The 17,189-nt window shown below is 72.5% G+C and carries 15 protein-coding genes; 11 read left to right on the forward strand and 4 right to left on the reverse strand.

Annotated features, from left to right (window positions below; genetic code table 11):
* Positions 1-73: 73 nt before the first annotated feature.
* From ACQP1K_RS11870 to ACQP1K_RS11880, 3 genes are all read right to left on the reverse strand, one after another.
* Complete coding sequence (locus ACQP1K_RS11870) at positions 74-2,182, reverse strand: alpha-galactosidase (protein WP_433500929.1); 2,109 nt, start codon at positions 2,180-2,182, stop codon at positions 74-76.
* Positions 2,183-2,321: 139 nt separating this feature from the next.
* Positions 2,322-3,395 carry a LacI family DNA-binding transcriptional regulator gene (locus ACQP1K_RS11875; RefSeq protein WP_433500930.1) on the reverse strand — a complete coding sequence of 358 codons (1,074 nt, stop codon included), beginning with the start codon at positions 3,393-3,395 and terminating at the stop codon, positions 2,322-2,324.
* A gap of 105 nt (positions 3,396-3,500) precedes the next feature.
* Entirely contained in the window at positions 3,501-4,727 is a 1,227-nt protein-coding gene (locus ACQP1K_RS11880; RefSeq protein ID WP_433500931.1) for a DUF1015 family protein, read from the reverse strand.
* 86 nt (positions 4,728-4,813) lie between these two features.
* On the opposite strand from ACQP1K_RS11880, the gene ACQP1K_RS11885 reads away from it, so the two are divergent.
* Together ACQP1K_RS11885 and ACQP1K_RS11890 are read left to right on the forward strand one after the other, a co-directional pair.
* On the forward strand, positions 4,814-5,239 hold the full coding sequence (locus tag ACQP1K_RS11885) for a tetratricopeptide repeat protein (protein ID WP_433500932.1): 426 nt from the start codon (positions 4,814-4,816) through the stop codon (positions 5,237-5,239).
* Positions 5,236-6,306, forward strand: coding sequence for an HAD-IIA family hydrolase (locus ACQP1K_RS11890; RefSeq protein WP_433500933.1), 1,071 nt, complete (start codon positions 5,236-5,238; stop codon positions 6,304-6,306). Before ACQP1K_RS11885 ends, ACQP1K_RS11890 begins: the two co-directional genes overlap by 4 nt.
* Positions 6,307-6,578: 272 nt before the next feature.
* Here ACQP1K_RS11890 and ACQP1K_RS11895 read toward each other — a convergent pair whose 3' ends face one another.
* The gene (locus ACQP1K_RS11895; protein ID WP_433500934.1) at positions 6,579-6,926 is read right to left on the reverse strand and encodes an SCP2 sterol-binding domain-containing protein; all 348 of its coding nucleotides are present in this window, start codon (positions 6,924-6,926) and stop codon (positions 6,579-6,581) included.
* A gap of 259 nt (positions 6,927-7,185) precedes the next feature.
* Between ACQP1K_RS11895 and ACQP1K_RS11900 the strand changes: the two genes are divergently transcribed.
* The 9 genes from ACQP1K_RS11900 to ACQP1K_RS11940 all read left to right on the forward strand — a co-directional run bounded on the left by ACQP1K_RS11900 (position 7,186) and on the right by ACQP1K_RS11940 (position 17,075).
* Positions 7,186-7,395 (forward strand): hypothetical protein, encoded by a 210-nt coding sequence (locus ACQP1K_RS11900; protein WP_433500935.1) that lies wholly within the window; start codon positions 7,186-7,188, stop codon positions 7,393-7,395.
* Positions 7,392-8,204, forward strand: a complete 813-nt coding sequence (locus tag ACQP1K_RS11905; protein ID WP_433500936.1) for a TlyA family RNA methyltransferase — start codon at positions 7,392-7,394, stop codon at positions 8,202-8,204. Before ACQP1K_RS11900 ends, ACQP1K_RS11905 begins: the two co-directional genes overlap by 4 nt.
* Before the next feature lie 58 nt (positions 8,205-8,262).
* Positions 8,263-9,156, forward strand: a complete 894-nt coding sequence (locus ACQP1K_RS11910; RefSeq protein WP_433501542.1) for an NAD kinase — start codon at positions 8,263-8,265, stop codon at positions 9,154-9,156.
* Between the two features lie 95 nt (positions 9,157-9,251).
* Positions 9,252-11,000, forward strand: coding sequence for a DNA repair protein RecN (recN, locus tag ACQP1K_RS11915; RefSeq protein WP_433500937.1), 1,749 nt, complete (start codon positions 9,252-9,254; stop codon positions 10,998-11,000).
* 75 nt (positions 11,001-11,075) lie between these two features.
* On the forward strand, positions 11,076-12,272 hold the full coding sequence (steA, locus tag ACQP1K_RS11920; RefSeq protein ID WP_433500938.1) for a putative cytokinetic ring protein SteA: 1,197 nt from the start codon (positions 11,076-11,078) through the stop codon (positions 12,270-12,272).
* Complete coding sequence (locus tag ACQP1K_RS11925; RefSeq protein ID WP_433500939.1) at positions 12,269-13,285, forward strand: copper transporter; 1,017 nt, start codon at positions 12,269-12,271, stop codon at positions 13,283-13,285. The genes steA and ACQP1K_RS11925 overlap by 4 nt, the downstream gene beginning before the upstream one ends.
* 60 nt (positions 13,286-13,345) lie before the next feature.
* Complete coding sequence (locus ACQP1K_RS11930; RefSeq protein WP_433500940.1) at positions 13,346-14,281, forward strand: hypothetical protein; 936 nt, start codon at positions 13,346-13,348, stop codon at positions 14,279-14,281.
* Positions 14,281-15,969: a murein biosynthesis integral membrane protein MurJ gene (gene murJ, locus ACQP1K_RS11935; RefSeq protein ID WP_433500941.1), complete on the forward strand. Its 1,689-nt coding sequence runs from the start codon at positions 14,281-14,283 to the stop codon at positions 15,967-15,969. The genes ACQP1K_RS11930 and murJ overlap by 1 nt, the downstream gene beginning before the upstream one ends.
* Entirely contained in the window at positions 15,966-17,075 is a 1,110-nt protein-coding gene (locus ACQP1K_RS11940) for a glycosyltransferase (protein ID WP_433500942.1), read from the forward strand. Before murJ ends, ACQP1K_RS11940 begins: the two co-directional genes overlap by 4 nt.
* Positions 17,076-17,189: the final 114 nt, after the last annotated feature.

Raw genomic sequence — 17,189 nt, forward strand, 5'->3', positions numbered from 1 at the left:
GCCGAGGGCGGCGGGCGCCACCATGAGGAGGCTGCCGGAGAACGCGGCGGGCGTCTCGCCCTCGTGCCGCACCTCACTCAGGTCGCCGGACAGTACGGAAAACGCGAGCGGACGGTTCCGATGTGGGATTCGTCAGGATGAGTTGACCTTGGGCCGGGTCCCAGTCGGTACGCCACGCGGGCAGGTGACGGGGATAGAGGACCTCGATGTCGACATGCCGGCCGGCCAGGTGAGGCAGTGACACCGAGGTGGTCCTCGGTCTGCCGCCGCGGGACCAGACTCCCAGGTAGGTGTGATCCGGGGTGGACAGGCCGAGGCTCAGCCAGCGGTCGGTCCAGCCTGGCAGGCCCAGCGGCCAGATGGGGAGGGACACCGCCAAGTCGGTGCGGATGTCGCGGTACGCGGCGACGGCCGCCCGCACCGACGCTCGCTGTGCGCCGGTCATCGTGGTCAGGTGTCCGGACAGGTAGAGGCGGCCCAGCAGGCCCGTGCACAGCGTGTAGGCGATCTCCTCGTCGCTCATGTCCGGCTGGGGGTAGGCCCAGTTCGCCGACTGCTCGGGCAGTACGGACATGGGAGCCGCGACCGCGATCGGCGGGTACCGGAGGGGGTCTTGCTGGTCGCTGGTGGACTGCAGCTGCATCCGCGACAGCAGCGCGTAGTCCATCCGCATGGCGCCCGAGGCGCAGTTCTCCAGGATCAGGCCGGGATGCCGGTCCAGAACCGCGTCCAGCCAGGCGAGGTGAGCCCGGTTGTGGGCGAGCAGACCCGCGCCGGGGCTGGCGGAGTCCAGATCGGTGCCCGAGCCGGGGTCGATGTTGTAGTCGAGCTTCAAGTAGGCCACACCCAGTTGCTCCACCAGCCGGTCGATCACCTCGTTCAGGTGGGCGACGGCGGCGGGGTGGCGCAGGTCGAGGTGATAGCGGCCCTGTTCGGCGATCCTGTGGCCACCACGCTGCAGGAACGCCGTGGCGGGCAGCTCGTCGGCCAGGGGGCTGTGTACGCCGACGACCTCGGGTTCCAGCCACAGCCCCGGCTTCATCCCGCGTGATCTGATGCGCGTCAGCACCTCCTCGATGCCGTGGGGGAAGCGGGTCTGGGACGGTTGCCACTCGCCCACGCTGTCCCACCAGGCGCCGCCGTCGTCGTACCAGCCGGCGTCGATGCAGAACACCTCGGCACCGACGTCGGCGGCGGCGTCGACCAGTGGCAGGAGCTTCTCGGTCGTCGGGTCGCCCATCAGGGTGTTCATGTAGTCGTTGAACACCACGGGAAGATGCGTCCGGTCCGGATGGGGCCGCACCAGGGCGCGGCGGTGGGCGGTCAGCGTGGCGGCCGCGCCGTGCAGCCCGTTGGCGGAGACGGCGATGGACGCGGGGACCGTGGTGAACGACTCGCCCGGAGCCAGGACGGCGTGCCACTGGTGGTCGATGTCCGTGGGACCGAGCAGCGCGACGTAGGCGCCCTCACGGCGCTCGCCGATCTCCCAATGCCAGGGGCCGTTGTGCTCGACCTGCCAGAGCCACGCCTGTCCGCAGGCACTGTCGACCAGACCCCCGGTCGGCAGATGCTGCCCCGTCGACCACGTTCCCGAGCTGGTGACCGCCACCCGCCCCCGGGTGTCGTGGCCATGAAGCGGCAGGTTGAGGTCCACGGCGACCTCGCGCAGCGGGCGTACGCTCCAGCGGCTCTCGCCCAGCCACTCGCTGTCGCCGCACACCACCTCCAGGCGGTCGGCGGTCCGGGCCGGAAGCCCGGCGGCGAAGGAGGTCACCCCCAGCACCACCGCGGTATCGGCGCCGCGGTTGGTCACGGTCGTCCACGATTGCACGGCCGAGACGCCCTCCGCCGAGCGGAGATGCACCTGCACCTCGAGGTGAGAGTGCTCATCGTTCAGGGTCATCCGCAACCTGTGCCACTGACCGTCGCGGGCCTCCTCCGCGCCCACATAAGTCAGGCGGCGGCCGACCGCCGTGTCGGAGAAACGGTGGGAGGCCCGCGCCCGCCCCTGACCGGCCAGCAGCACCTCTGCCAGCGGCTGCGCCGGCGGCTTCGGCCCTGACGCGGGGCTCCCGGTGGTCAGTTCACGGATGCTCACCGCACCGCCGGGTGTGATCGCGATCGCCACCCGCAATGCCGAGTGTCCCCACACCAGGCTGGTCTCGGTGTGCCGTGAGTTCAACGCGTCTCCTGACGATAGAAGCAGTCATGGGAAGCGGTGAGGAGGCCACGCTCGAATGTGTGACCGGTCACATCCGCCTAGCAGGAGTGTGACCGGTCACACGACGATAAGGAAGATCCTGTTACCTTGTTGTAAATGTTCAGCGGGAGGGACGGGTGGCCGCCCGCCACACGGGAGGGGGTGCCGTCGACTCCCGCACCACCAGCCGCGGCGGCGTCAGTGACACCGCGGGCTGGGGCGCACCGGACAGTTCGGCCAGCATCGCCGCCACGGTGGTGCGGCCCAGCCCGACGAAGTCCATCTCCACCGTCGTGAGCGCCGGAGTCCAGTACTGCGAGCCCGGCACGCCGTCGAAGCCCACGATGCTCACGTCGCCCGGCACGTCCTTACCCGCCTCGTACAACGCGCGGCGCACCGCCAGGGCGATGTCGTCGTTGCCGCACAGGATCGCCGTCACCTCCGGGTCGGCGGCCAGGACCCGGCCGGCCTCGTACGCCGAGCGCACGTCCCAGCCCGCCGCCAGCACGGGCGGGATGACGGCCCCGGCCTCGCCCAGCGCGCGGCGCCAGCCCGCCTGACGCCCGCTGTGCTCCGACTCGGAGGGGATCGCCACATGATGGACCGTCCGATGCCCCAGCTCGAGCAGGTGCCGAGTCGCCTCCGCCGAGGCATGCCGCTCGTCCAGGCAGATCGCCGGCCGCCCCACATCCGGCATCCCGGGCTCGATCGCGGCGGCCGCGGGCAGCGAGCCGGGAAGCGCCCGCAGCACCGCGAGGCCGGCCGCGTCGAAGGCGATCACGATCACTCCGCCGGCGCTCGGATCGCTGACGTAGTCGGTGGCGTTACGCACATCGGCCTCGCGGTCGGACTCGACCACCCGAACCCCGACGGCCAGGCCCTCCACCCGGGCGGCCTCCTCGATGCCCTGCAGCGTCGCGGCATAGCCGTACAGCATCGTGTCGTGGGTCACCACCGTCACCGCCCATGTCCGCCCTGTCCCCAGAGCCCGGGCGGCGCGGTTGGGCCGGTACCTCAGTCGCTCGATCACCGCCATGACCGTCCGCCGTGTCTCGGCGCTCACGTTCGGCGAGGCGTTCAGCACACGGGACACGGTCTGCCTGGACACGCCGGCCGCCGCCGCGACGTCCCGGATGCCCGGCACCATGTCTCGGTCAGGGGACGACGAGGGCGTACCGGCAGGTGGCTTGTTCACCGTTCCATCGTGATCGCCGTACCGAGCGAGGGTCAAAACGGCCTCCCGCCCTGATCACCGCAGGGCACGGGCCGCCGGGACGGTCGGTATCGGTCCCGGGAACGGTCAGTCCATCGCGAACATGCGCAGAACCAGGCCGGTGCGCGGTTTGGGGCCGAACGAGGTGGACTTGCGCGGCACCCGTTCACCCTGGGCCGCCACCTCCAGCACGTCGTCGGTCGCCAGCGGATTGAGCACCACGGCCGTTCCGCCCAGGCTGCGCGCGAGCCGTACGGCGGCCTGCGCGTCGTGGTGCACGACCAGCACCGTCTGCTCGGTGTCGTCGATGCCCCAGACCTTCGGCAGCAGGAACATGGTGAGGATGGAGGTGTCGAGCGACTTCCACCGAGCCGAGTGCTCGGCCGGCATGGCGTGGTTGACCTGCAGCGGGTCGGGGTCGGTCAGCAGATGCGGCGGTCCCTCCCCGGCCAGCACGAACGCCGGTCCCGAGGCCGTGGCGAGCCCGGCCAGGGCGTCTTCGAGCGAGGTGAACTCGTGGACCTGCCCCGCGCCCTTGGCCCGGGTCACGGCCTCTTCCAGGGACAGTCCGGGGATCACCCGGTGGATCGGCCTGAGCTCGGGCGGGTAGGCGGTCGAGTCCACCAGGTAGGCGAGCCCGTAGTCCCACGGCCCGGGTCCCGGGTGGTCCCTGCGCAGCGCCTCGTAGGTGGCGTAACGGTGGTGGCCGTCGGCGATGAGCGCCTGCCGGTCCCGCAGGTCCTCGGCTACGGCGGCGATCTCGACGGGATCGGTGACCTCCCACAGCCTGTGGTGCACGCCGTCGTGGGTCCGTACGTCGACCAGGGGGAAATGCTGGGTCGCCACGTCGTCGACCAGCCGGGAGGCCGTGCCGCCGCCCTCGTACACCAGGAAGATCGGCTCCAGGTTCGCCTGGGTGGCCCGCATCAGCGCCAGGCGGTCGGCGACCGGCCCGGGCATCACGTTCTCGTGCGGCAGCACCGACCTCGATCCGATGCCCACCGCGCCGATCAGGCCCCGCTGCAGGAAACCGACCCCGCTCTGCTCGTACACGTACAGCCCCGGCAGGTCGTCCACGGCCAGCACGCCGGTGTCGAGCCACTCGAGCAGTTCGTCCCGCGCCTCCCCATAATGACTGATGCCGGGAAGGATCAGCCGCACCACGTTGTTCGGATGACGGCGGAGCAAGTCCCGGGCGTCGTCCGGAGAGACGAGATCGTACGGCGGGGAGGTGACGGCGGCCAGATCGTCCACCCCGTAGCGCACGCCGCGGAACGGACGTAGCACCAGTCCCGCCCGTTCAGAAATCTCCATATCGGGCATGTTGCCATAAGGACCGGACGACCGAACGCGGCGGTGCCCGGATGTCGATTAAGTAAGACCACAGGAGGCCATACCCAATGACCCAGGGAAGAAACGGGGCGTCGGAGTTCTCCGATCGCGGTGCCCCGTCGGGAGACGTCTACGAGTGGTTCACGCGGGGGACGAGACTGCTGCGCGAGGGCAGTCCCGCCGCGGCCGCCGCGCTGCTCGAGCGGGCCGCGCAGGCGGAGCCGGAGTCGTGCAGCATCCGCGAGGCGCTCGCCCGGGCCCAGTTCAACTCCCGCCGCTACATCGAGGCCGCCGGCAGTTTCCAGTGGATCGTCGACGCCAACCCCGTGGAAGACTACGCCTACTACGGCCTGGGCATGGCCCGGTGGCGTACCGGTGACGTGGAGGGCGCGCAGGAACCGCTCGCCGTGGCCGTGGCGATGCGGCCCGACCTGCGCCACTACGTCTCGGCGCTGAAACAGGTCCGCGCGACGCTCCGGGCGAGGCACGCATGACCGCCCCGGTGATCGGCCCGCAGAACGGCGGCGTCGGGAACGACGAGGGGGAGCGGTCGCGCGGGCCGGCGCTGGTCGGCGCCTACGACACGCTCCTGCTCGATCTCGACGGGGTGGTCTATCTCGGCAGGCATGCCGTCGAGGGCGCCCCCGAGGCGCTGACGGCCGCCCGTGACCTCGGGGTGCGGCTCGCCTTCGTGACCAACAACGCCTCCAGGACGCCGGGCGCGATCGCGCAGCACCTGCGTCATCTCGGGGTTCCGGCGGAGCGGGAGGACGTCGTGACGTCCGCTCAGGCGGCCGCCCGGCTGGTGGCCGAGCGGGTTCCCCCGGGTTCGGCCGTGCTGGTCGTCGGCGGCATGGGCCTGCGCCTGGCCGTACGATCACACGGACTGCGGCCGGTGACCACGGCTCGGGACGCACCCGCCGCCGTGGTCCAGGGCATGTGGGAAGGCGTGTCGTACAGCCTGCTGTCGGAGGGCGCGCTGGCGGTACGGCAGGGCGCGTGGTTCGTGGCGGCCAACGCCGACACGACGATGCCCACCGGCCGGGGCCAGCTGCCGGGCAACGGCGCGATGTCCCGGGTGATCGCCACGGCGACCGGCGTCGAACCGGTGGTGGCCGGCAAACCGGAGCCGCCGCTGCACCGTGAGTCGATGATCCGTACGGGATCGCGGCGCCCGCTGGTCGTCGGAGACCGGCTCGACACCGACATCGAGGGAGCCAACCGGGCCGGAGTGGACAGCCTGCTCGTGCTGACCGGGGTGGCCGGACCGCTCGACGCGCTCACGGCGGGCCCCCGCCATCGCCCCACGTACATCTGCGCCGGCCTGTCCGGTTTGCACGAGCCCGCGCCGCCGGTGCGGCGGAGCGACACGGGCTGGAGCTGCCGCGGCTGGGAGGCTTCGTGGGAGGACGGACAGCTGGTGCTCGCCGCTCCTCGCGATGGCCGGGGGGATCGCGTGGACGGGTTGCGCGCCGCATGCGCGGCCGCCTGGGCGATGGCCGGGGACGGCCGGGCCGACGAGGACGCCGTCAAGCCCGTCCTGTCCGCCATCGACACCTGACCCCGCCCGTGATCTTGCACTTTCTCGCACGTCATCCCCGTGAGCTGCGCGAATCACATCCGTGATCTTGCAGATACTCGCAGTCGGGCCACCTGACCTGCATGGATGCGTTAGCTGATCATGCACTTGCGACTGCAAGATCACGAACGGTGTCTTCGCTGCTCAGGGCGGATGCCTGCGAGAAAGTGCAAGATCACGGATGTGAAAGACCTGGTCCCGGCTCGACGTGCGAGTATTCGCAAGATCACCATGGGGGAGGTGAGGGGGCCGCGTCAGAGGAGTTTGCGGAGACGGAGCAGGTCGCCGAGGCTGGCGTCGATCTTGACGCGCCCGCAGAAGAGGGCGCGGGCCATGTCGAGTTCGCCGTTCACCATGGAGACCAGGTCCGCGCTGCCGAGGGTGAGCTTCACCTCCGCCGGTCGGCCGTCCTCCGGCGGGACCTCCTTGAACGGGTCGAGTCCCTCCGGGTGGATCCGGCTGTAGAAGGTGACGCCGAGGTCGGAGATCCGGCAGGCCAGCCTGCGCTCCACCACGTGTTTGGCTCGATCCTTCGCGCTTATCTCGGCGAACTGCTCGATGAGCTTTTCCAGCGCCGCCCGACATTCCTCGACGGTCGCCATGCGCTGTCCTTTCTCTTCACGGACCTTCAGAGGGCCTTCCCCGGACACGACTGTCCGCTACCACCGACGGTAGCTTTCCACGTGAGCGTTGTGCGAAATCAAGGAAGTGCCAAAGACGAGATGGGGCTCCAATATGTGGCAGGAGACGGCGCGGCCCTCGTCGGCGTCCGATAACGTCGAGGCGAACCAGGAGGGCGGCGAACACCGCGATGCCGGCGGACACGGCGCGCCTCGCCCGTCCGCTTCGTGGAGGGGATCGATGACCGAGATCGGCGGTGCCGGGCCGGAGCGCCCTCCGTTCGCCGGCGGCGTGGATCCGGTGATGTCGCCCATCGACCGGCTCGGCGGCACGCCGGTGGCGGGGCACGTCGCTATCTTCGAAGAGGTGCTCACCGGTCTCGAGGCCGTGCTCGCGTCGGTGGACGACCCTGCCCCCGGCCCGGACGCGACAGCGGACGTGCGGTCGTGACCAGGCGGATGAGACTGGACAGCGAGCTCGTACGCCGCGGGCTCGCCAGGTCACGCGAGCAGGCGGCCGGCCTCATCAGGGCCGGCCGGGTCTCGGTGGCGGGCCGCCCGGCCGGCAAGCCCGCGACGCAGGTCGACACCGCCATCGCGATCGTGGTCGCGGAGACCTCCGAGGGACCGGACTACGTGTCACGGGGCGCCCACAAGCTCCTCGGCGCGCTGAAGGCGTTCGAGGGGCTCACGGTGGCGGGCCGGCGGTGCCTGGACGCGGGCGCGTCCACCGGCGGCTTCACCGATGTGCTGCTCAGGCACGGCGCGGCCCACGTGCTCGCCGTGGACGTCGGGTACGGCCAGCTCGCCTGGTCCCTGCGCACCGACGAGCGGGTGACGGTGATGGAACGGGTGAACGTCCGCGACCTGACCCCTGACATGGTGGGGGAGCCGCCGACGCTGATCGTGGGCGACCTGTCGTTCATCTCGCTGCGCCTGGTCCTGCCCGCTCTGGCGGCCTGCGCGGCGGAGACGGCGGAGTTCGCCCTGCTGGTCAAACCGCAGTTCGAGGTGGGCAGGGAGCGGGTCGGGCCGGGCGGCGTGGTCCGCGATCCGCTGCTGCGGGCCGGGGCGGTCGCCGATGTCGCGGCGGCGGCCCGGACCCTGGGGCTGACCGTGAAGGGCGTCACGGCGAGCCCCCTGCCCGGACCATCCGGGAACGTGGAATATCTCCTGTGGCTTGGGAAGGGATCGGAGCACAAGCCGGTCCCCGATCTGACGGCGGCCATCGAGCGGGCGGTGGCGGAGGGACCTCGGTGAGCGACGCGTGAACACCAGGCGAACGGTGAACACCGATCCGACGGTGAACACCAAGCGGATGGTTCTCGTTACGGCCCATACGGGCCGGCCGGCCGCGGTCGAGAGCGCCAGGCTGGTGATCGACCGGCTGATCGACGCGGGGCTGAACGTGCGGGTGCTCGACTGCGAGGCGGACGAGATCGGCTGCACCGGCGCCGAGGTGGTCCCGGATGGCCCGGCGGCGCTCGACGAGGTCGAGATGATCATCGTGCTGGGCGGCGACGGGACACTGCTGCGCGCCGCTGAGCTGGCCCGTCCCCTGGGTGTGCCGCTGCTCGGTGTCAACCTCGGGCACGTGGGCTTTCTCGCCGAGGCCGAGGTGGAGGACCTCGCCGCCGCCGTCGACCGCGTGGTCGAGGGACGCTACGACGTCGAGGAGCGGATGACCATCGACGTCATCGCCCGGCTCAACGGCTCGGTCATCGCCGAGACGTGGGCGCTCAACGAGGCGTCGGTCGAGAAGGTGGACCGCATGCTGGAGGTGGTGGCCGAGATCGACGGGCGGCCGCTGTCGCGGTGGGGCTGCGACGGGGTGATCTGCGCGACGCCGACCGGGTCGACCGCCTACGCGTTCTCCGCCGGCGGTCCCGTCGTCTGGCCGGAGGTGGAGGCGCTGCTGCTGGTGCCCAACAGCGCGCACGCGCTGTTCGCCCGGCCGATGGTGGTCTCGCCGCGGTCCACGCTCGCTGTCGAGATCGTCCCCGGCACCGGCCCCGGGGTCCTGTGGTGCGACGGCCGCCGCCGCTTCGACGTCCCGCCGGCGGCCCGGGTGGAGGTCCGCCGGTCGGCCGTGCCCGTACGGCTCGCGCGCCTGCTCGGCGTGGAGACCACGGGCGCGCCGTTCACCGACCGTCTGGTCGCCAAGTTCGAGTTGCCGGTGGAGGGCTGGCGGGGCCGTTCCCGTCCACACTGACCGCGCACTCATCGAAAATCTTGACGTATAGCGCGTAGGATCTCGTGGGCACTTAGGGAGACGACTCAGTACGGTCGGCGAATCGGGAGGGACCAGTGCGGCCAAGGGTCGAGGAGGTCCGCATCCGGGGGCTCGGCGTGATCGACGAGGCTGTCCTGGAGCTGTCACCGGGGTTCACCGTCGTCACCGGGGAGACGGGCGCGGGCAAGACGATGGTGGTGACCGGGCTCGGCCTGCTGTTCGGCGGCCGGGCCGACCCGGCGAGGGTCCGGCCCGGGGCCGACCGGGCCACGATCGAGGGGACGCTCGTCGTCGAGCCGGACGGCCGGGTGGCCCGGCAGGTCGCCGACGTCGGCGGCGAGGTCGAGGACGGCACGCTCATCATCTCCAGGACCGTGTCGTCCGAGGGCCGATCCCGCGCCTGGCTCGGCGGCCGCTCGGTCCCGGTGGGCACCCTCACGTTCATCGCCGACGACCTGGTCGCCGTGCACGGCCAGATGGACCAGCAGCGGCTGCTCCAGCCGGGCCGCCAGCGTGCGGCCCTCGACCGCTACGCGGGCGACGAGCTCGTCAAACCGCTGCGCGCCTACGAGCAGGCGTACAAGCGCCACAGGAAGGTCGGGGAGCTGCTCGGCGAGCTGACCGCGCGGGCCAGGGAGCGGGCCCAGGAGGCCGACGTGCTGCGGTTCGGCCTGACGGAGATCGAGAAGGCCGAGCCGAGGGAAGGGGAGGACGCCGAGCTGAGGGAGGAGGCCGACCGGCTCTCCCACGCGGACGCGCTGCGCACCGCCGCCGTCACCGCGCACGGCGCCCTTCTCGGCGACCCCATGTCCGGCGAGCAGGGCGTGTACGACGCGGTGTCGCTGGTGGGCCAGGCGCGCTCGGCGATCGAGACGGTGCGCGACTTCGACTCCGTGCTCGCCGGCCTCGCCGACCGGCTGGCCGAGGCGGGCTATCTGCTCTCGGACATCGCGACCGAGCTGGCGGCCTACGCCGAGTCCGTCGAGGCCGACCCCGCGCGGCTGGCCGCCGTACAGGAGCGCAGGTCGCTGCTGACCGGGCTGACCCGCAAGTACGGCGCGGACGCTTCGGCGGTGCTGGCCTGGGCCCGGCAGGCCGCCGCGAGGCTCGCCGAGCTCGACGGGGACGACGAGCGGATCGATGAGCTGAGGCGGGAGCACACGGCGCTGACGGAACGGCTCGGCGAGCTGGCCGCCGAGCTCACGGCCATCCGCGGCGGCGCGGCCGAGCGCTTCGGCGCGGCGGTGACCGAGGAGCTGGCCGCGCTGGCCATGCCGCACGCCAGGGTGAGTGTGGCGATCACCGAGGGCGGCGGGTTCGGCCCGCACGGCGTGGACGAGGTGGAGATCCGCCTGGCTCCGCACCCGGGTGCGCCCGCGCTGCCGCTGACCAAGGGGGCGTCGGGGGGTGAGCTGAGCCGCGTCATGCTCGCGATCGAGGTGGTCTTCGCCGGCGCCGATCCGGTGCCGACGTTCGTCTTCGACGAGGTCGACGCGGGTGTCGGCGGCAAGGCCGCCGTCGAGATCGGCAGACGGCTGGCCAAGCTGGCCAGGACCGCCCAGGTCATCGTGGTCACGCACCTGCCGCAGGTCGCGGCCTTCGCCGATCAGCACCTGGTGGTGGAGAAGGCGGGGGACGGCCGGGTGGTGCGCAGCGGCGTCGTGGCGCTCGATCAGGAGGGCCGCGCCCGGGAGCTGTCGCGGATGCTCGCCGGGCTGGAGGACTCGGAGCTCGGCCGGGCGCACGCGGCGGAGTTGCTGTCCATCGCCGCCGCCGACAAGGCGGCGTGGGAGAAGGCCGCCGACGGCCGACAGAAGTCTTAACAACTTGTGGCGAAAATGACACGCTCCGGGGTGAGCCGCCATGCCCACCGCCGTCATCTGGCAGGATGGTTGTTGATGAAGGTCCCGAGCTTGAACGTTCCGGGCCTCCGCCGCAGGAAGGCCGACGGCCTTCCCGGGGTGACGGCAGTGGCGAGAATCGACAGACGGACCAAGAGGCTGACCAAGCGCCTCCAGGCCGGCGAGATCGCGATCATCGACCACGTCGACATCGACCGGGTGAGCGGGGAGGCGCTCGCGGCATGCGCTCCGGCAGCCGTGATCAACATCGCGGCGAGCATCAGCGGGCGCTACCCCAACATGGGGCCGCGGATCCTGGTGGAGTCCGGCATCCCGCTGGTCGACAACGCCTCTCCCGAACTGCTGGAGCGGGTCGCCGAGGGCGACGTCATCCGTCTGCACGACGGGATGGTCTACCTCGGCGACGAGCTGGTCGGCAAGGGCCAGGAGCAGACCGCCGAGACGATCGACGCCGCGATGACCGAGGCCAGGGCCGGTCTGGCGGTGCAGATCGAGGCGTTCGCCGCCAACACCATGGAGTACGTCAGGCGCGAGCGCGACCTGCTCATCGACGGCGTGGGCGTCCCCGATGTCCGTACGGTCATGGAGGACCGGCACGTCCTCATCGTGGTGCGGGGCTACCACTACCGGGAGGACATCGCGACGCTGCGGCCGTACATCAGGGAGTACCGCCCGGTTCTGATCGGCGTCGACGGGGGCGCCGACGCGCTGCTCGACGCGGGCTACCTCCCGGATATGATCATCGGAGACTTCGACTCTGTCTCGGAGAAGGCGCTGTGCTGCGGCGCGGAACTCGTCGTCCACGCCTACTCCGACGGCCGCGCCCCTGGCCTGGAGCGCGTGCACCGGCTGGGGCAGAACGCCGTCGTTTTCCCCGCCACCGGCACGAGTGAGGACATCGCGATGCTGCTCGCCGACGACAAGGGGGCGTCGCTCATCGTCGCGGTCGGCACGCACTGGACCCTCGACGAGTTCCTCGACAAGGGGAGATCCGGCATGGCGAGCACGTTCCTCACCCGGTTGCGTGTGGGCAGCAAGCTCGTCGACGCCAAGGGCGTCAGCCGGCTCTACCGGAGCCGGATCTCCACCTCCTCGCTGCTGCTGCTGGTCGCCACGACATTGGTCACCATCGGCGTCGTACTGTCGGTCTCGCCGATCGGGCAGGTGTGGCTGAACGCCCTGCGGGTCGCCTGGAACGGCTTCGTCTTCTGGTTGGTCGGACTCTTCTCGTGATCGATTTCCGCTATCACCTCGTCTCCATCGTGGCCATTTTCCTGGCGCTGACGGTCGGAATCGTGCTGGGCAGCACGGTTCTCGAACCCACGTTCTATAAATCCACGGAGGAGCTGACCGCGACGCTGCGGCAGAACAACGAGAAATACCTCGCGCAGATCTCGGACCTGCAGGCTCGGGAGGAGGGCAACGACGCGCTCGTCACCGCGCACACCGAGGAACTCGTCCGCGCCGCGCTCGCCGGAGAGCACGTCGTGCTCGTCGAGGCCCCGGGCGCTCCGGCCGCCCTGCGCGACCCCTTCCAGCAGCTCCTGGCCGATGCCGGGGCGGTCTTCACCGGCCGGATCAGCCTGACCGACAAGTTCACGGCCAAGGACCAGGCGGGCGTGGTGGACGGCCTGGCCGGCTCGCTCGCCGCAGCGGGCACCGGCTTCCCCGACGGCGCCACGCCGTACGACAAGGCGGCGGCGCTGCTCGCGAGCGCGGTCGTGACCACCGACCCGGCCGAGGCGGGGCAGCCCGACCCGGCGGCGGCCGGTGTGCTGGACGCGTTCGAGAAGGGCGACTTCCTGATCAAGAGCGGGAACCCCGCCCAGCGGGCCACGCTGGCGATCGTGCTCGCGCCGGCCCAGCCGTACGAGGGCGAGGACGCCGAGCGGGAGACGGCGGCCATCGTCTCGGTGGCCGCCGGGCTCGACTCGGCGGCCCTCGGCACGGTGCTCGCCGGCAGCGTGAGCGCCTCCGGCGCGGGTGGCGTGATCGCGGCGCTGCACGACAGCGGAGAGGCCGCGTCGAACGTGTCGACCGTGGACACCGCCGATCTCGCAGCGGGCCGGGTCGTGGTGGTCTACGCTCTGCGGGAGCAGCTCGGCGGCGGGTCCGGCGCGTACGGCATCGGCCCCGGCGTCGCGGCGTTCGAGCCCGCCCCCGGCTCAGGGCCCGCCGCCGGTGTGACACCGGCCGCCAGTCAGAGTCCCGGTCCGAAGCCGAGCCCGGCGGGCACGCGCGGTTGACCAGGTCGCGGGCGTGTCTCCGTGACGACCCGTGACAACCCCTGAGAAGAGGAAGAAGTCGTGGCGAACCGTTCCTCATCGGCCGCCCGTGCAGGCGGCGCCGCGGGTGCGCTGCTGGGCGCGGCCGCCGGCGCCGCGCTGGGCGCCGTGGCCGCCCGCATCGCCTATGCCGCCTTCAAACGGAGGCCGCCCCTGCCGGCGCGGCGTGACGAGAAGACCGCCGAGCGGTACTGGACCCGGACCAACCACCGGGGGGAGCCGGTCACCCTGCTCGAGGGGCCGGCCCTGGTGGCGGGCGCCGGCGCGGCGGTCGCGCTGACCCCGGGACTGCCGGGCCGTGTCCGGGCCGCCGCCCTGCTGGCCGGGACGGGCAGCGGGATCCTCGGCGCGTACGACGACGTGTTCGGCACGGCGACCACCAAGGGTTTCAAGGGGCACCTGAGCGCCCTGAGGCGCGGCGAGGTCACGAGCGGCGCGGTGAAGATCCTCGGCATCGGCGTCACCGGGCTGGCCGCGGCCGCCCTGTCCCCGGGCCGGACGCAGGCCGGCCGCCCCGTGGTGCGCACGCTCGACACGCTCGCCGACGGCGCCCTTATCGCGGGCAGCGCGAATCTGGCCAACCTGTTCGACCTGCGGCCGGGACGGGCCGTGAAGGCCGGCCTGATCGCCGGGGTTCCGCTGCTGGCCGCCTCGCTGACGTCGCGCCGCCGCGGCGCGGCCGTGCTCGCCGCGATCCCGCTGGGCGCGGCGGCTGCGCTGCTGCCCGAGGACCTGGGGGAGCGGGCCATGCTCGGCGACGCCGGGGCGAACGCGCTCGGCGCGCTGCTCGGCCTCGCCGCCACCACCCGGCTCGGCCGGGCAGGACGGCTCACGGCCCTCGGCGCGGTCGCCGCCCTGACACTCGCCTCCGAGAAGATCAGCTTCACCAGGGTGATCGCGGGCAACCGGGTGCTGAACCGCCTCGACATGCTGGGCCGCCGTCCCGTCGAGAGCTGATGGCCGTACGCGCCGGCCTGACCGGACGGGTGGGCAGGGGCATCGCCGGGGCGGCCGTCCTGATCGGCGCCATCACGATCCTCGCCCGCGTCACCGGCTTCGCCAAGCAGCTCGCGCTCGCCCGTGCCGTGGGCACCAACTGCCTGGGCACGGCCTACGCCACGGCCAACATGGTGCCGAACGTCGTGTTCGAGGTCGTGGCCGGCGGCGCGCTGGCCGGGATGGTGGTCCCGGTGCTCGCCGCGGTGGCGGCCCGGGAGACGGCGGAGGCACGCGCGGAGGCGGGGCGGATCTCCTCGGCGCTGCTGACCTGGGTCGTGCTGCTGCTGGTCCCCGTCGGCGTGCTGACCGCGCTCGCGGCCGGGCCGGTCACGCGGCTGCTGGTGGGCGACCAGGTCGACAAGTGCGTGTCGGGCGAGGTGGTCGCCGTCGCGACCCGCATGCTGATCGTCTTCGCCCCCCAGATCCCGTTGTACGGCGTGGCCGTCGTGCTCTACGGGGTGCTCCAGGCCCACCGCCGGTTCACCGGGCCGGCGTTGGCCCCGCTGGTGTCGAGCGTCGTGGTCATCGCCGCCTACCTGGCCTTCGACCCGCTCAGCGGGGGCGACCGCGACCCTGCCACGGTGCCCGGCGTGGCGGAGTACGCGCTCTCGATCGGGACGACGCTGGGCGTGCTGTCCCTGGCCGTCACCGTGATCGGCCCCACGTCGCGGCTGGGCCTGCGGTGGCGGCCCACCCTCCGCTTTCCGTACGGCGTGGCCGTACAGGTGCGCCGGCTGGCGCTGGCCGGGCTCAGCGCGCTGGTCGCCCAGCAGGCCGCGACCGCCGTCGTGATCCCGCTGGCCAACCGGGAGATCGGCAGCGGCGGCCTGCTCGTCTACACGTACGCGTGGGCCGTCTACCAGGTGCCATACGCCGTGCTCGCGGTGCCGATCGCCACCAGCGCGTTCCCCGTGCTGTCCGCCCGGGCGCAGGGCCACGACCGGGCCGGGTTCGCCGCGCTGTCCGCCCAGGCCGCCCGCGCCATCGTGCTGATCTCCGGGCTGGCCGCGGGGGTGCTCGCCGCCGTCGCCGGGCCGGTCGCGTCCGTCTTCCTCGCGGGGACCGCCAGCGACATCCCGACGGCCCAGTTCGCCCGCGCGATCGCGCTGTTCGCGCCCGGACTCGTGGGCTACGGGCTGATCGCCCACCTGAGCCGCGTCCTGTACGCCTCCGGAGAGGGCAGGGCGGCGGCCCGGGGCATGGTGATCGGCTGGCTCGCCGTCCTCGTCGCCCAGGCGGTGTTCGTCATGACCTTCCCCGGCGACTGGAAGCTGGGCGGTCTGGCCCTCGGCCAGGTGGCCGGCATGACGGTGGGCGGGGTGCTGCTCGCGGGATCGGTCCTGCGGGCGCGGGGCGGGGAGGCGCTGAAGGGGCTGCCCCGGGCGGTCCTCGCTGCCGTGGCGGGCGGCTGCTGCGCCTTCCTGGCGGGTTCTCAGGCGGTGGGCGGCGGGCCGTGGAGCGGGGTCGCCGGAGCGGTCTTCGCCTGTGTCGGCGGGGTCGTGGCCCTCGTGGCGGGCGCCCTGGCCGTGGTGGCGGTGGACCGCGGAACACTCGGTGCCGTGCTCGCGCGTTTCGACCGGCGGGCAGGCCGGGCCCCGCGGGGAGATCGGGTGGCCGCTCCGGCGGAGGGCGAGGAGGAGCCATGACAGAGCCCAGAAGGCGCATTCTGCTCGTGCTCGGGACGAGCGCGGGCGGCGTGGGCGCGCACGTGCGCATGCTGGCGGCCGGGCTGGCCGGGCGCGGCCACACGGTGATCGTCGCCGGGCCGCGCAGCACCGAGGAGGCGTTCGGCTTCACCGCCTCGGGTGCGCGGTTCGCCGAGGTGCCGATCGCCGACCGGCCGAATCCCCGGCATGATCTCGCCTCCGCCGCCCGGCTGCGCGCCCTCGTCCGCGACGCGGACGCTGTACACGCGCACGGGCTGCGGGCGGGGGCCCTCACCGCTCTGGCCGGAGTCGGGGCCGGGAGCCGTCCCCGGCTCGTGGTCACCCTGCACAACGCCGTCACGGCCGGCGGCGCCGTCGGCGCGGTCTACCGGGCCCTGGAGGTGATCGTCGCGCGGCGGGCCGACCACGTGCTCGTCGTCTCACCCGACCTCGGCGACCGGATGCGCGCCCGGGGAGCCGAGCGGGTGGAGGCCGCCGTCGTGCCGGCGCCGCCCCTCGCCGAGCCGGCCAGGTCCGCCGACGAGGTCAGGGCGGATCTCGCGCGCCGGGCCGGCGGATCCGCGGCCGACCGGCCCGTCCTCCTCACGGTCGCCAGGCTGGCTCAGCAGAAGGGACTGGAGACGCTGCTGGACGCCGCGGCCGGGCCCTATCCCGGCGATCCGCTGTTCGTGGTCGCCGGTGACGGACCGCTCCGGCCGGAACTCCAGGCCCGGATCGACGCCGAGGGCCTGCCCGTGCTCCTGTACGGCTGGGCCGCCCCGGCCGATCTGCTCCAGGTGGCGGCGGCCGTGGTCGTGCCGAGCCGGTGGGAGGGGCAGCCGCTCGGCGTCCAGGAGGCGCTGCGGGCGGGCAGACCGATCGTCGCCACCAGGGTGGGCGGCATTCCGGACATGGTGCGGGACGCCGCGGTTCTCGTGCCCGTTGGCGACCCCGTCGCGCTGCGCACGGCGATCGCCGGGCTTCTCGGCGACCCCGGGTCGGCCGCCCGTCTGGCTCGCGCGTCCGCCCGCCGCGGCCGGGAACTGCCGGGTGAGGCCGAGGCGCTTCGCTCCGTTCTGGAGGCCTACGGCCCGTGGCAGGAGTAAGCCGGAGAGGAGAGGATCGACTGGATTAGGTCAGAGTAACCCTGATCCCTATACTGAACGCGTTGGGGGGGAGTATCCCTTCGCGACAGTTCCGTCATCACGGCGTATGCGCCC

It is taken from the genome of Sphaerimonospora sp. CA-214678, assembly GCF_050942215.1.
In the GTDB taxonomy this organism is placed as follows: domain Bacteria; phylum Actinomycetota; class Actinomycetes; order Streptosporangiales; family Streptosporangiaceae; genus Sphaerimonospora.